Source organism: Autumnicola lenta (genome assembly GCF_031846515.1).
GTDB lineage: Bacteria > Bacteroidota > Bacteroidia > Flavobacteriales > Flavobacteriaceae > Autumnicola > Autumnicola lenta.
Genome location: NZ_JAVRHO010000013.1, coordinates 60,703 through 74,811 on the forward strand (window position 1 = coordinate 60,703; position 14,109 = coordinate 74,811).

The 14,109-nt window shown below is 38.5% G+C and carries 13 protein-coding genes; 8 read left to right on the forward strand and 5 right to left on the reverse strand.

Going from position 1 to position 14,109, the window contains the following annotated elements; all coding sequences use genetic code 11:
• Window positions 1-97: 97 nt before the first annotated feature.
• Window positions 98-940: an aldo/keto reductase gene (locus RM545_RS10550; protein WP_311495239.1), complete on the reverse strand. Its 843-nt coding sequence runs from the start codon at window positions 938-940 to the stop codon at window positions 98-100.
• Window positions 941-1,776: 836 nt separating this feature from the next.
• Between RM545_RS10550 and RM545_RS10555 the strand changes: the two genes are divergently transcribed.
• Window positions 1,777-2,133 (forward strand): hypothetical protein, encoded by a 357-nt coding sequence (locus RM545_RS10555; RefSeq protein WP_311495240.1) that lies wholly within the window; start codon window positions 1,777-1,779, stop codon window positions 2,131-2,133.
• A gap of 158 nt (window positions 2,134-2,291) precedes the next feature.
• On the opposite strand, the gene RM545_RS10560 is transcribed toward RM545_RS10555, so the two are convergent.
• Window positions 2,292-3,425 (reverse strand): PepSY-associated TM helix domain-containing protein, encoded by a 1,134-nt coding sequence (locus RM545_RS10560; protein WP_311495241.1) that lies wholly within the window; start codon window positions 3,423-3,425, stop codon window positions 2,292-2,294.
• 239 nt (window positions 3,426-3,664) lie between these two features.
• Between RM545_RS10560 and RM545_RS10565 the strand changes: the two genes are divergently transcribed.
• The 3 genes from RM545_RS10565 to RM545_RS10575 all read left to right on the forward strand — a co-directional run bounded on the left by RM545_RS10565 (window position 3,665) and on the right by RM545_RS10575 (window position 6,367).
• Window positions 3,665-4,252, forward strand: coding sequence for a HupE/UreJ family protein (locus tag RM545_RS10565; RefSeq protein WP_311495242.1), 588 nt, complete (start codon window positions 3,665-3,667; stop codon window positions 4,250-4,252).
• Window positions 4,253-4,343: 91 nt separating this feature from the next.
• Window positions 4,344-4,775: a deoxycytidylate deaminase gene (locus RM545_RS10570; protein ID WP_311495243.1), complete on the forward strand. Its 432-nt coding sequence runs from the start codon at window positions 4,344-4,346 to the stop codon at window positions 4,773-4,775.
• The gene (locus tag RM545_RS10575) at window positions 4,772-6,367 is read left to right on the forward strand and encodes a S41 family peptidase (protein WP_311495244.1); all 1,596 of its coding nucleotides are present in this window, start codon (window positions 4,772-4,774) and stop codon (window positions 6,365-6,367) included. The genes RM545_RS10570 and RM545_RS10575 overlap by 4 nt, the downstream gene beginning before the upstream one ends.
• A gap of 288 nt (window positions 6,368-6,655) precedes the next feature.
• Here RM545_RS10575 and RM545_RS10580 read toward each other — a convergent pair whose 3' ends face one another.
• Genes RM545_RS10580 through RM545_RS10590 form a run of 3 tightly spaced genes read right to left on the reverse strand, consistent with a single transcriptional unit; the run spans window position 6,656 to window position 8,077 of the window.
• On the reverse strand, window positions 6,656-7,279 hold the full coding sequence (locus RM545_RS10580) for an FAD-dependent oxidoreductase (protein WP_311495245.1): 624 nt from the start codon (window positions 7,277-7,279) through the stop codon (window positions 6,656-6,658).
• Between the two features lie 4 nt (window positions 7,280-7,283).
• Window positions 7,284-7,478, reverse strand: a complete 195-nt coding sequence (locus tag RM545_RS10585; RefSeq protein ID WP_311495246.1) for a hypothetical protein — start codon at window positions 7,476-7,478, stop codon at window positions 7,284-7,286.
• Window positions 7,475-8,077, reverse strand: coding sequence for a MarC family protein (locus tag RM545_RS10590; protein WP_311495247.1), 603 nt, complete (start codon window positions 8,075-8,077; stop codon window positions 7,475-7,477). The genes RM545_RS10585 and RM545_RS10590 overlap by 4 nt, the downstream gene beginning before the upstream one ends.
• A gap of 124 nt (window positions 8,078-8,201) precedes the next feature.
• Here RM545_RS10590 and RM545_RS10595 point away from each other — a divergent pair, with 124 nt between their 5' ends.
• The 4 genes from RM545_RS10595 (at window position 8,202) to RM545_RS10610 (ending at window position 14,091) form a co-directional block, all read left to right on the forward strand.
• On the forward strand, window positions 8,202-8,768 hold the full coding sequence (locus RM545_RS10595) for a DUF3109 family protein (protein ID WP_311495248.1): 567 nt from the start codon (window positions 8,202-8,204) through the stop codon (window positions 8,766-8,768).
• A 446-nt stretch (window positions 8,769-9,214) separates the two neighbouring features.
• Window positions 9,215-10,033, forward strand: coding sequence for a DUF4412 domain-containing protein (locus RM545_RS10600; RefSeq protein ID WP_311495249.1), 819 nt, complete (start codon window positions 9,215-9,217; stop codon window positions 10,031-10,033).
• 501 nt (window positions 10,034-10,534) lie between these two features.
• A complete protein-coding gene (locus tag RM545_RS10605; RefSeq protein ID WP_311495250.1) occupies window positions 10,535-11,512 on the forward strand; it encodes a ribonucleotide-diphosphate reductase subunit beta in 978 nt (325 codons plus the stop codon).
• A 119-nt stretch (window positions 11,513-11,631) separates the two neighbouring features.
• A complete protein-coding gene (locus tag RM545_RS10610) occupies window positions 11,632-14,091 on the forward strand; it encodes a ribonucleoside-diphosphate reductase subunit alpha (RefSeq protein WP_311495251.1) in 2,460 nt (819 codons plus the stop codon).
• The last annotated feature ends 18 nt before the right edge of the window (window positions 14,092-14,109 follow it).

Below are 14,109 nucleotides of genomic sequence, written 5' to 3' on the forward strand. Positions count from 1 at the left end.
TATAGCCTTCCTCAGAATAAACAAAAAAGTCCGCAGGATTTCCCAGGTGAGGGAGGCCAGGTCCTAACTTAGGGAGTATCTTAAAACACATTTTTCCTTAAATTCTATCGGGCCAGATATTAGGCAATTCTCCACTGAAACCCATTTCAGGAAGGTTATTTATTTGTTCCATATCTGTTTTAGACAATTCAAAATCGAACAGATTTATGTTTTCTTCTATTCTTTGGGGTGAACTTGACTTCGGAATAACTATTACTTCGTGCTGAATTATCCATTTCAGACAAACCTGGGCAACAGATTTTTTGTGATTTTTGGCGATGTCTTCCAATACTTCATTTCCGAAAACTTTTCCCCTTGCCAAAGGAGACCAGGACTCTACTACTATGTTTTGTCTTTTGCAGTATGCTACTAATCCCTGTTGCCAATATCCGGGATGAAATTCTATTTGATTAATCGAGGGAATGACATTCGCTGTGTGGAATAACGTGTCTAAATGTTCTTCAAAAAAGTTGCTTACACCAATAGATTTTATTTTTCCTTCAGCTTGTAGTTCTTCCATCGCTCTCCACGTATCAGCATTGGTTTTTTGCCAATTATCGTAATTTTTTGCGTTAGCAGGCCAGTGGATTAAGTATAAATCCAGGTATTCCAGATCAAGTCTTTTCAGGGAATTTTCGAGTTCCTTTTTTGTAGAGTCATAACCTAAATTCTCGCGCCACAATTTGGAGGTTATAAAAAGATCCTGTCTTGAAGCTCCGCTGGCTTTAATTCCCTTTCCAACAGCTTCTTCATTTTGGTAAGCTGCTGCCGTATCGATTAGCGAATAACCACTGGAAATGGCAGCTTTAACTGATTCTATTCCTTCCTGCGCTGTAGCTTTGTAGGTTCCAAACCCTATTACTGGTATTTTATTTCCATCATTCAAGGTTAGCTTTTTCATAATTCTTTGGTCAGTTTAAGGATTAATATTCTACAACTCTTACGATCAAATTACAATTTGGCGGAATAGGAAAACAAATTTGTCCGCTTAGAATTGTTTCGTTGATGAAGATAAGAATTTTCACTCTTACACTATCTCCTATTTAAGCAATGCGTTACTACAATGTGTTTTTGCTGTTGCCATTCCTTTCTTAAAATCGAACAAAAATCAACATTAATTTTTTCATCATTTCTAATTTCGCTTTCCCTCATGGTTCCTTCGTACCGGAAGTTTATTTTATCCAGTGCGCTTTTACACTTCATATTTTCGCTTACTACGAAACCTTCTCTATACGATTTAGGTTTAGCGCAGTGAAACCGTGCTCAAATAGCTTCGGAATTAGTTCTTTTAGATTCCGTTTTCCCAAAACTCTTTTAAAAGCCAGAATCCAATTTCAGCTTTTTTATGTTGTTTGTTTAAACCGTTAAAACCTCCGGCGCCACAAAACTAATATGTTTCTCCATAAACTCTGAAGAACGTTTCCTGGCAATTTTTAAAAAATATATCAGCACAAACGTAAAAAAACACACTTCTACTCCTGCTGCTTCATCTAATGATATTATAAATTGTATGATTTTAAGGTAATTTCGTGAAACACTCTAACTTAGAATGTTCAGAATTTTCATGACTTCCGGCTGTAAACCCAGTAATAACAGGCATCTTCAAGATCATCAGCCTTAGCTCCTAGTCCCCAGATCATTAAGAAATTTTTGAGAATTAATATTCTCTATATTTATCTCCATAAATGTATATTTAAGAAAATTAAGTCCATTTTTTAACTATTAAATAATTATGTTATGAAGAACCTACTAATTTTTACACTATTCTTATTTTTTGGCTTTCAAATGCAGTCGCAGGAAATGAATCAGGAAAACATTGAAGTCGGCACAATTTTAAAAATAAATGAAGCTGAGGCATATGGCTTTAAGCACATTCATTTTCCGCGTCCAAATTTCATAATTAAAAGTGGCGGTATCGCTAATTATAGCAGTGTTGAAGGCGATCGCGTAAAAATCACCGCGGTAAAGACAAAAAAGGATGGAACACGGCAAGTAGAAATCAAACGCGTGGACGGGCGTAAATTCTTTAGAAACTTCACTACTGTAAAAGCAGATATTGACGAAGCTCTTGCGTCTGGCGAGATGACATTGTAATTTTAATTGTCTTTTTTTAGAAGACAATACATTGAGTTAGGAGGCTGACTAAAACCGGCCAGGATCTATAAAGTATTTCGGGAGCTGCAAAAGAGCGCAACCGGAGATAGTCGTAAAACTATAGGTCGATAATTGGCATTTTTAGGCATCCTCCTTTTTTACTTAGAAGAAACTTTCTTTTTCTTCATCTTATTAAGCCAGATAATGGTTCCCGTAACCGGCAAACTAGTGGCGATAAGACAGGAAATGAAATATAAAACTTTTGAGAACATTCCGAAGATTTCGCCCGTATGCAGAGGTTTTATTAATGATGCTACCTGTACATTAAGAGGTTTCTCTTTAAATATTTCCTTTTGAAGCATTTCTCCATTTCTATCCAGCACCAATTGATCTGAAACTACCGGCGACCAATTACTTTCATCATATTTTCTAATCTGAAACACTCCTTTTTTTGAAGAGGGCAATGAAATACTTGTAATTCCATTGTAATTCAGTTCTTTTGACGCTACTTTATAGATTTCTGCTACAGTTAACTCCTCGGACGGATCAAAATCAAGTTGTGATTCTATCCCGGGGCTGCCGCGATTACCAAAAACTTTTGTTCCAAGCACCTGGCTACCGGCATCCCGATACCACTCAAAAGACCAGCAAAGCCCTGTAAGAATCATAACAACAAGAAAAATGCAGGAGTAGAAGCCGAGTGTGTTATGAAGATCATGATTGATCCTCTTCCATTTTGCTGAAAACTTTATTTTAAAGCCGGGCTTAAAATTTCTCCATTTCCACTTTTTTGGAAACCATATTATAATTCCGCTAACCGCAAGAAAGAAAAAAATAATGGTGGCAACGCCTACAATAGGACGACCAATAGCGGTATCCAGTAACAACCAACGGTGCAGGCGGAACATGCTCATAAAAAAGCCGTCCAGAGAAGATTCCGGAGCTTTTAAAGTATCGCCAGTATGTGGATCAACAAAGAAAATGGTTCCCCGCCTGTCTTCAGGAGAAGTCTTTACTCTAAATTCATAAGGATCTGTCTCTTTATTACTAATACTCACCCCTAATACTTCACCTCTAGATTTCAAGTTTTCAACAAGATCTCCTATCTCAATAATTTCTTCTTTGTTTTTAATTTTAAGATCTTCCGCAAATAGTGCTTTAATTTCTTTTTCAAAAACCAACATGGTTCCGCTAAAACAAACTAGAAAAAGTACAATTCCGCTACCCAGGCCCAGCCATAGATGAACGTCGTTCATAAACTTCCTGAAAGTGTATTTCCTTTTTTTCTTCATTATAGGATAGTTCAATCTTAAGAGGTGCTGGCGAAATCTGAATTACCTCTTAGTTTATTTAGACTTAATTTAAATAGAGTTCCAAAAGTAATGTAGTCATCCCAAATACTAAAGCTTTATTCAGAAATATTTCAGTAATGCTATAAAATGAGCACCCTCCGGTTAAAGGCCTCTGCGCCTAAAAAACTTTGCATGTTTATGAATATGTCGTACTTTCGAATCTTTGTTAATTAACTAGTATGTCGCAATTTTGGCTTTATTTTAACCTCGGCCTTGAGCATGTTCTTGACTGGCAGGCATACGATCATATGCTTTTCCTAATTGTGCTTGTAGTAGGGTACGGATTTATCAGCTGGAAAAAAATTCTTTGGCTCGTCACCCTTTTCACCATAGGACACACTCTGGCCTTGTTTCTGTCTGTATACGAGATAGTTAAAGTAGATCAGGATTGGGTGGAACTTCTTATCCCCCTTACCATTCTTTCAACAGCTCTCTTTAATATTTTAAATGCAGGAAAGAATGAAAAAAAGAATAACTTAAACCTGCTGCACTTTACTACCCTGTTTTTTGGTCTTATTCACGGCCTGGGTTTTTCCTCTTACTTTAAAATGGTTACAGCCTCTGGGGAAAGTAAATTCCTGCCGCTGTTGGAATTTGCTTTGGGAATCGAAACAGCACAAGTAAGCGTTGTACTTATAGTAATGATAGCAGGTTTCCTTCTTCAAAATGTCCTTCATGTTTCCAGGCGGGACTGGATATTAGTTACATCCTCTATAATACTTGGCATTATTTTACCGATTCTTCGAGACAGTTTTGCAGCTATTTAATATTTTAGCATTCCTGAAAGATATTCAGTTTTATTCGTACTTATTCATCTACAAGGACTTAGCTTCTAACAATTAAATTGCACTTTTACTTATGCAGAAGACAAAACAATTAAAATACGACAAAGCATATTTACGCATCGCAAGGGAATGGGGGAAGCTATCCCATTGTGAAAGAAAACAGGTTGGCGCGCTTATTGTGAAGGACAGAATGATAATCTCTGATGGTTATAATGGTACTCCCAGTGGTTTTGAAAATCCTTGTGAAGACGATGAAGGATACACCAAGTGGTACGTATTGCATGCAGAAGCAAATGCTATTTTAAAAGTGGCTTCCTCTACACAGTCCTGCCTTGGGGCAACACTTTATATAACAATGTCCCCTTGTAAGGAATGTAGCAAACTTATACACCAGGCAGGAATTACGCGATTAGTGTATAACATTGATTACAAGGACAATTCCGGACTTGAGTTTTTAAGGAAAGCCGGAGTTAAACTTGAGCAGATAACAGATTTAGATAATTGAAAAACAGTAATAAAATATATATCCCACTACTTTTGGGGATCGCCTGCGCCCTGGGAATTCTCCTTGGTGCCAAGCTTAATTTTACCACCTCAGACACTCTTTTTTCCGGCAATCCTAAAAAGCAGAAACTCAGTCGGCTAATTGATTATATCGATTATGAGTATGTGGACGATGTGAATACTGATAGCATTGTAGATATTACTGTAAATAAAATTCTTGAGAATCTTGACCCCCATTCAGTTTACATCCCCAGTAAGGAATACGACCATGTAAGTGAGAGCATGAAAGGCGACTTTGTGGGAATTGGAGTAAGTTTTCACACAGTTGGCGACACGATTGTCGTTATCCAGCCGCTTGAAGGTGGTCCAAGTGAAAAGACCGGAATTCGCGGTGGTGATCGTATCCTCTATGCTGATGGAACCCGTCTTTTTGGAAAAAATATAAGCACAGACTCTATTATTGGCCAACTAAAAGGCGAAGAAGGCAGCAAAGTAAACCTTAAAGTTTTTCGGAGAGGGGAAGAAAATCTGTTGAACTTTAAAATCAATCGTGGAAAAGTTCCTTTAAAAAGCGTGGATGCAGCATACATGTTAACAGATAAGCTAGGCTATGTAAAAGTCAATCGCTTTTCTGAAACCACTTACGAAGAATTTGATGATGCGCTGGAAGAACTAAAAAAGCAGGGAGCAAAAGAAATTGTCCTTGATCTTCGGAATAATCCGGGTGGTTACCTTTCTGAAGCTATTAATATTGCTGATGAATTTTTAAAAGATGATAAGCTCATTCTTTTTACAAAAAATAAGAGTGGTTCTGTTGAGAAAACCTTTGCACAGCGCGAGGGGGATTTTGAAAACGGAAAAGTATATGTCCTAATAAATGAAGGTTCTGCTTCTGCCAGTGAAGTCGTAGCAGGTGCTTTACAGGATAATGACATTGGTACTATTGTGGGGCGGCGCTCTTATGGAAAGGGACTCGTGCAACGGGAAATGGAGCTGGGAGATGGAAGTGCAGTTAGACTTACCATTGCACGATACTATACACCTACAGGACGCTCCATTCAAAAGCCTTATGGAGAAGATAATAAAACCTATTACAACGACTACATGCGGAGGTACAGAAATGGCGAATTACAAAGTGCCGACAGTATTCATGTCGAGGACTCTCTTCGTTATAAAACTCCGGGTGGAAAAATAGTGTATGGCGGCGGCGGAATAATTCCCGATGTTTTTGTTCCAAAAGATTTGGAAGCAGAAAAAGAACAGTATATGCTGCTTCTTAACGGAGGATTTATGGGCAGGTTTATCTTTGATCTCATGGAGCAGGATCGGGATTATTACAACTCCATTAGCCAGGAAGAGTTTGAGAAGCAGGAGATTATTAATGATCAGGTAATTAGAGAGTTCCTTAGATATGGTAGAGATCAAAGCCCAGGAATTAACATCCAGGTGAAAGAATTTAAGCCACTGCTAAAGCAATATTTAAGAGCTGTAATGGCTCAGCAACTTTTCGGGACTAACGCATTTGAACGGATAAAAAACGAAGGTGATCGAATAATCGAGAAAGTAATTCAATTGTCGAAGGAAAAAACCTAATTTGGAACTGTGAATGCTCCAGATGATTTTTTAGAAGTTTGCCTAACGTTTTCGCCTCTTTTCTTCTTTATTATAGCGGTGAGTTTTCGCTTATTGGACAATAGCGCATTACTTTTTCTTCAAAAGGAGATATTAGTGACTTCTTCTAATGTATCTTTAAAAATCATTAGGGAACATCTACATACCAACTCGGACAAAGATTTTAAACGCCAATTAAAAAGAGCTTTAATCTTCCGAAAATTACATCGCTCATTTATCATCTTAACGTTACTCTCACTTTTTATTGTTCTAATCTCTCTCCTCTCTGGTTAACTTATCATGCACTTTAATATGCTCCCCTTCATTCCACTCTGTTAGAATATCTGTTGCAACAGCCGCCCCACTGCCGCATGCTATAGCATATTGGCTCCTCCAGCCCGCCAAAGTACCGGCAACGTACAGTCCAGGAAAAACCACATGATCTTCATTAATAAGCTGAATCCTGTTTTTGGATGCTTTTGCTTTTTTATGAGGAATCATATATTTTTCGAGTCCTTTTATTTTTACCAGGTTAGAGTATCCAACTGCCACCACTACTTTTTGCGAAACATAGGTGTTTTTATTCGAGATGACCTGAAAACCAACTTCAAGAGGAAGAATTTCCTTCACTTTTTCTTTCCCAATACGTTCAACTCGAGGATATCTTTCCTCAATTTGCTCAAGGCCACTTTTTAGAATAGATTGCCCTGAAGTTCCAGGAGGTACACCTAGTGCATTATTAAAAAGTGCAGATTGCAGGTCGCTGGCTTTTTGGTGCATAATAATACCTACTCTTTTACTTTCTGCAAAAGGCTTATCGAGGGCAGAACCCAAGACCAGCGCACAAGACATACCGGCAGCACCGCCCCCTATTACAAGAACATCAAACTCCATCGCTTCAAGAATCCTTTCTGGAAATTTTTCTCGAAACCAGGAGGATAGCCATTAATAGGACTACACAGAAACTGGCAAGAATAGCTGCCGTCGCGTTAGCACTCTCACCTTTTAGAAGATTATCAAAATCAAGAATTCTTACATGATATCCTATTAGGATAACAGCCAAAATTATGACAGAATAAATAAAAAATTTCATTGAAATAAACTTTGGATATTTGTGGCAAAAAGTTTCACTGCTATTGCCAGCAGGATCACCCCAAATATTTTTCTAATTACATTAATACCCTGCTGCCCCAGAATTCTCTCGATTTTACCCGAAGATTTCAGAACAGCATATACAAATATAATATTCATAATGATAGCAACAATAATATTTACCGTTTCATATTCAGCCCTTAAGGAGAGAATAGAAGTCATTGTACCCGCACCTGCAATTAATGGAAAGGCAAGTGGAACAATAGAAGCTGTTTCATGAGCATCATCCTTGTACAGAGAAATACCCAATATCATTTCCAAGGCAATAAAAAACAAGATAAAGGCGCCAGCCACAGCAAAAGAATTAACATCAATTCCTATAAGGTTTAAAATTTCTTTTCCAACAAACAGAAACAGGATCATCAAGATTCCCGCCACGATAGCCGCCTTTTCACTCTCAACATGACCAGCTTTCCTTCTTAAATCAATAATTATAGGAATACTTCCTATAATATCAATAACTGCAAAAAGCACCATGCTCGCTGTAAAAATCTCTCTAAGATTTATAGTTTCTTTTATTAGAGTGATTATTTCTGTCATATCGCTAATTTCGTGCAAAATTAGTCTTTAATTCAGAGAATTCCATCGGTTATAAAATGAAACTTTTTATAAAATTTCACCCGAAGTTTGGACTTAAAAAAGCTTATAAATTTATATTTGCACTATGTTTCAATTAGGAAAAACCATAGTATCAGAAGAAATCATTAAAAATGATTTTGTCTGTAACCTTTCAGCTTGTAAAGGAGCCTGTTGTATAGACGGGGATGCCGGCGCACCGGTAGAAGAAGAGGAAGCGAAAATTTTGGAAGAAATCTATCCAAAAATAAAGCCTTTTCTTCGGAAAAAGGGAATTGAAGCTATAGAAAAGCAAGGGACTTCAATTACCACTGAAAATGGTGAAATTGAGACACCCTTAATAGACGGTGCAGACTGTGCTTATGTCACTTTTGATGATAAGGGAACTGCCCTTTGCGGAATTGAAGAAGCCTACAATCAGGGAGAAATCGAATGGAAAAAACCCGTCTCCTGCCATTTATACCCTGTTCGTGTTCAGGATTACTCAGAATTTTCTGCCGTAAATTACCACCGATGGCAAATTTGTGATGATGCCTGCAGCCTGGGAGCAGAACTGCAGGTTCCCGTTTATAAGTTTGTAAAAGAAGCCCTGATCCGGAAATTTGGCGAAGACTGGTATATGGAACTGGAAAAGGTTGCAGAAAGAATCAAATAATTATCTGCTTAACAGATTGAAATTCAATCACTCCCTTTTGACTTCTTGTTTTTATTCCCTATATTTATTACTGTGATTTAAAGAATAGGTAAAACTTAATAAACATCCTATTTTTTTAACCACACACTTTACTGTTAAAGGTTCAATCTTTTAAGTCTGAACCTAATTAAACAGGCAACCCCTCCCTCAGGGCTTTTCCCCACGTCTGTATTTATTTTTGAATTGTAAAACAATAAATACACAGCAATGGAAAAAAATCTCATTCCCAATCCTGAGAAGCCAAAAATCTCTTCAGCGGTTCGCCTTCCTCACAAATTCAAAAAAAAAGGAGAATCTGATCTTATGAGGTAAAACAATCCTTAGGTAAGTTTCAGAATATTCCCTTCTACATTTATCCTACCCTACAAACCATATTAATCAACGTATAACTACAAAAAGAAAACATCATGAGAAAATTATTGATTTTATTCCTGGCAGTATTTATGATCAGCAATACTACAGAAGCACAGTTCTTAAAAAAACTAAAGAACAAAGTCCAGGAGAAAGTGGAGAATGCTGCTATTGATAATGTATCAGACAAAGCAGCAGACGAGACCAATAAAAGTCTGAACTCGATGTGGGAAAAGAAACTGAGTGACGGTAATTTCATGGGAGCCGAACGCGTAAGCCCTGACGAAGTACCGGCAGCCTACGATTTTACCTGGACTTATAATATGCACATCAACTCCGGCAGTGGAGAAATGGACATGCTTTACCACCTTAAAGAAGGCGCCCCTTACTTTGGAATCAAGATGCAGCAGCAGGGAGAAATGTTTATAGTAATAGACAATGAGAACGATTTAAGTGTAATATTCATGACTTCCGGTGAAAATAAGTACCTGATGGCCTCCAGGTTCGACATAGAAGAAACTCCCGAAGATAATGAGGACTTTTACGATGATATGGAAATAAAAGCGATTGGCAACAAAACAATTTTAGGCTTTGACTGCCAGGGCTATCAGGGGGAAAATGAAGATTACCTCATCCGGTTTTACGTGACAGACGAAGCGGGAATAGGCTTTAAAGGAATGTTCCAGAACCGGCAAAACAATTTACCCGAAAATTTTAACCCGGAATGGCTGCAGGATGGCGATGTCCTCCTTATGGAAATGGAGATGCAGGACAAGAGAAAAGAAAAAAACAATATGAGCATGACCTGTACAAGGATAGAAAAGGAATCCGTAACTTTTAAAAAATCTAACTACAACAGCATGGGAGGCCGATAATTGCCATTTTAAGCAACCCTCTTTTTTCGAAGATTTTCAGAATTAATTCTGAAGCAATTTCGCAAACAGTGCGTATTTGTTTCAGAATTTTTTATGCAGCGCCTTTCCAACCCCTTTGAAGAAAATACACCGTATACCTGGTTTTTCTGAAAAATTCTTTCAAAAATCAGATCCCTTACGCACAAAACGGTCACCCTCCAAAATTCAAAATTTATCTTAAAACCCAGATGGAATCGCATCCTGTAGCAGCCGTCAATTCTACGATATTGCTACATTTAAAGTAACTGTTAACACAATAGATCTCCCGTTATTAACATATTATAATTAATTGAAAAACAATATGTTAAAACCAACAACTTCTGCCACATCAGCAAATCGGTCTTTCCTTTGTGTTAAAAACTTTGTTGAAAAGCTTTACAGCTTCAGCTTAAAAATTCCTTTACATTTCTCCATATTTGTTACTAATAGTTTTTGTTAAAAAAATCCAAAATAAATACTTCTATGGCTCAACTGGAACCCATTCTACAAGAAAACAAAGATCGGTTTGTGATTTTCCCTATTAAACACCACGATATTTGGGATTGGTATAAAAAAATGGAGGCTAGTTTCTGGACAGCCGAAGAGATTGATCTTCATCAGGATTTAAACGACTGGAATAATAAGCTAAATTCAGACGAGCGTTACTTTATTAAACATATTCTTGCTTTTTTTGCTGCTTCAGACGGGATTGTAAACGAGAATCTTGCTGAAAATTTCGTAAATGAAGTTCAGTACGCCGAAGCAAAATTTTTCTACGGATTTCAGATCATGATGGAGAATATCCATTCTGAAACTTACTCTCTTCTCATTGACACCTATGTAAAAGATGAGAAAGAAAAGGATCAGCTTTTTAAAGCAATTGAAGTATTTCCTGCCATTCAAAAGAAAGCACAATGGGCTCTTCAATGGATAGAATCTGATTCTTTTGCTGAACGTCTCATTGCTTTTGCCGCTGTAGAAGGGATTTTCTTTTCGGGATCTTTCTGCTCTATCTTTTGGCTTAAGAAACGAGGACTTATGCCCGGTCTTACGTTCTCCAACGAACTAATTTCCCGTGACGAAGGTGTACATTGCGACTTTGCGGTCCACCTGCACAACAACCACCTTGTTAATCAGGTTCCTAAAGAACGTATCAGAGCAATTCTTATTGATGCGCTTAATATAGAACGTGAATTTATTACCGAATCATTACCGGCAAGCCTCATTGGAATGAATGCCAAGTTGATGACTCAATACCTGGAATTTGTGACAGACAGGCTCCTTGTAGAGCTTGAATGTGAAAAAGAATATGGCTCATCCAATCCATTCGACTTTATGGATATGATCAACCTGCAGGGGAAAACCAACTTCTTTGAAAAAAGGGTTGGCGAATATCAAAAGGCCGGTGTAATGAATAAAGACAAAGATTCAGATAAAATCAGTTTCGACGCTGATTTTTAAGCCCCCTACCCCCAAAGGGGGAATCCCCTGCACCATTAAGGGGAAGCACACTTAGAAAATTCAACGTCCACAACTCCTTCCCTTCGGGGAGGTCGGGAGGGGCTTAAAATATTAGTATTATGTATGTAGTAAAAAGAGATGGGCACAGAGAACCCGTAATGTTCGACAAGATAACCGCCCGCGTTAAGAAACTTTGTTACGGACTCAATGAACTGGTAGATCCCGTAAAAGTTGCCATGCGGGTCATAGAAGGCTTATACGATAATGTAACTACCAGTGAACTCGATAATCTTGCTGCGGAAATTGCCGCAACAATGACCACGTCTCATCCCGATTACGCAAAACTTGCTGCACGAATTTCGGTTTCCAATCTTCATAAAAATACAAAGAAGACTTTTTCTGAAGTTATGACAGATCTTTATGAGTACATCAATCCAAGAACCGGTGAAAAAGCACCTCTTCTGGCAGATGATGTTCATGACGTTATTCAGAAGAACAAAGAACTGCTGGATTCGACTATTATTTACAACCGCGATTTTGGCTACGATTATTTCGGCTTTAAAACCCTGGAGCGTTCTTATCTTTTAAAATTAAACGGCAAAATTGCCGAGCGACCTCAGCATATGCTTATGCGTGTTTCTATTGGTATTCATTTAAACGATATAGAAGCCGCGATAGAGACTTATGAGTTGATGTCTAAAAAATATTTTACTCACGCTACCCCAACACTTTTCAATTCGGGAACTCCAAAACCTCAAATGTCATCCTGTTTTCTGCTTACCATGAAAGACGACAGTATTGATGGCATTTACGATACTTTAAAACAAACTGCAAAGATTTCGCAGTCGGCTGGTGGTATAGGTTTATCAATTCACAATGTTCGCGCAACAGGCTCCTACATCTCGGGCACCAACGGTACTTCTAATGGGATAGTCCCCATGCTGAGGGTATTTAACGATACCGCCCGTTATGTAGACCAGGGCGGCGGAAAACGTAAAGGTTCTTTTGCCATGTACGTGGAACCCTGGCATGCCGATATTTTTGATTTTCTTGATCTTAAAAAGAACCACGGAAAAGAAGAAATGCGTGCCCGCGATCTTTTTTACGCAATGTGGATGCCAGATCTTTTTATGAAGCGTGTAGAAGAAAATGCGGAATGGACATTAATGTGCCCGCATGAATGTCCCGGCTTATTTGATATCCACGGAAAAGAATTTGAAAAGCTTTATACGCAATATGAAGCTGAAGGGAAAGGAAGAAGAACCATAAAAGCACGGGAACTTTGGGAAAAGATCCTGGAATCTCAAATCGAAACCGGCACTCCTTATATGTTATACAAAGATTCCGCGAACCGAAAGTCGAATCAGAAAAACCTGGGAACCATCCGTTCTTCCAATCTATGTACAGAAATTTTGGAATACACGAGTCCGGACGAGGTTGCTGTTTGTAACCTCGCCTCCATTGCCTTGCCAATGTTCGTGAAAAACGGAGAATTTGATCATAAAGAGCTTTATAAAATTACCAAACGCGTCACCAAAAACCTCAACAAAGTTATAGACCGCAATTATTATCCGGTAAAAGAAGCAGAAAATTCTAATATGCGCCACCGTCCGGTAGGACTTGGGGTTCAGGGATTGGCAGATACTTTTATTAAACTGCGACTTCCATTTACAAGCGACGAGGCAAAAGCACTTAATCACGATATTTTTGAAACACTGTATTTCGCTGCAGTTACAGCTTCTATGGAACTGGCCAAAGAAGAAGGGCCGTACTCAACTTTTAAAGGTTCACCCATAAGCCAGGGAGAATTTCAGTATAACCTTTGGGGAATAAAAGATGAAGATCTTAGCGGAAGATGGGATTGGGCAAAACTGCGCAAACAGGTAGTAAAAACCGGGGTGCGAAACTCACTTCTTGTAGCGCCAATGCCAACAGCTTCCACTTCACAAATCCTGGGCAATAATGAGGCTTTTGAGCCTTACACTTCCAATATTTACACCCGCCGCGTACTTTCCGGCGAATTTATTGTGGTGAATAAACACTTGCTGGAAGATCTTGTGGATCAAAATCTGTGGACAGATGAGGTGAAAAACGCCATTATGAGAAATAACGGCTCGGTTCAGGATATAGATGTGATTCCGCAGGACCTAAAAGAGCTTTATAAGACGGTTTGGGAACTCAGTATGAAGGATATTATCGACATGTCCCGCCAGCGTGGCTATTTTATAGACCAGTCACAGTCGCTCAACCTGTTTATGGAGAATGCGAACTACGGAAAACTGACTTCCATGCATTTCTACGCCTGGAAAAGCGGCTTAAAGACCGGAATGTACTACTTAAGGACCAAAAGTGCTGTTGATGCTATTAAATTTACCCTGGAAAAGGAGAAAAAAGCGCAACCAATAGCTGACACCACTCAAAAAGCCCCTGAACGTGCTGCGGAAATTGTGCAAAATAAAGATTCGGCTCCTTCAGAAGTGGTTACAGACGAAAGTTCCCTTTCCCCGGAAGAATTGCGTGCTATCATCGCACAATCCAAAGAAGGCGAAGGTGACGATTGTTTAATGTGCGGGTCTTAAAATGCCAATTATCGGCAT

Bases quoted from the DNA above. Each gene is read 5' to 3' on its own strand.
- RM545_RS10560 (WP_311495241.1), bottom strand. From the start codon at position 3,425: ATGAAGAAAAAAAGGAAATACACTTTCAGGAAGTTTATGAACGACGTT.
- RM545_RS10600 (WP_311495249.1), top strand. From the start codon at position 9,215: ATGAGAAAATTATTGATTTTATTCCTGGCAGTATTTATGATCAGCAAT.
- RM545_RS10565 (WP_311495242.1), top strand. From the start codon at position 3,665: ATGTCGCAATTTTGGCTTTATTTTAACCTCGGCCTTGAGCATGTTCTT.
- RM545_RS10610 (WP_311495251.1), top strand. From the start codon at position 11,632: ATGTATGTAGTAAAAAGAGATGGGCACAGAGAACCCGTAATGTTCGAC.
- RM545_RS10585 (WP_311495246.1), bottom strand. From the start codon at position 7,478: ATGAAATTTTTTATTTATTCTGTCATAATTTTGGCTGTTATCCTAATA.
- RM545_RS10605 (WP_311495250.1), top strand. From the start codon at position 10,535: ATGGCTCAACTGGAACCCATTCTACAAGAAAACAAAGATCGGTTTGTG.
- RM545_RS10570 (WP_311495243.1), top strand. From the start codon at position 4,344: ATGCAGAAGACAAAACAATTAAAATACGACAAAGCATATTTACGCATC.
- RM545_RS10550 (WP_311495239.1), bottom strand. From the start codon at position 940: ATGAAAAAGCTAACCTTGAATGATGGAAATAAAATACCAGTAATAGGG.
- RM545_RS10595 (WP_311495248.1), top strand. From the start codon at position 8,202: ATGTTTCAATTAGGAAAAACCATAGTATCAGAAGAAATCATTAAAAAT.
- RM545_RS10555 (WP_311495240.1), top strand. From the start codon at position 1,777: ATGAAGAACCTACTAATTTTTACACTATTCTTATTTTTTGGCTTTCAA.
- RM545_RS10580 (WP_311495245.1), bottom strand. From the start codon at position 7,279: ATGGAGTTTGATGTTCTTGTAATAGGGGGCGGTGCTGCCGGTATGTCT.
- RM545_RS10590 (WP_311495247.1), bottom strand. From the start codon at position 8,077: ATGACAGAAATAATCACTCTAATAAAAGAAACTATAAATCTTAGAGAG.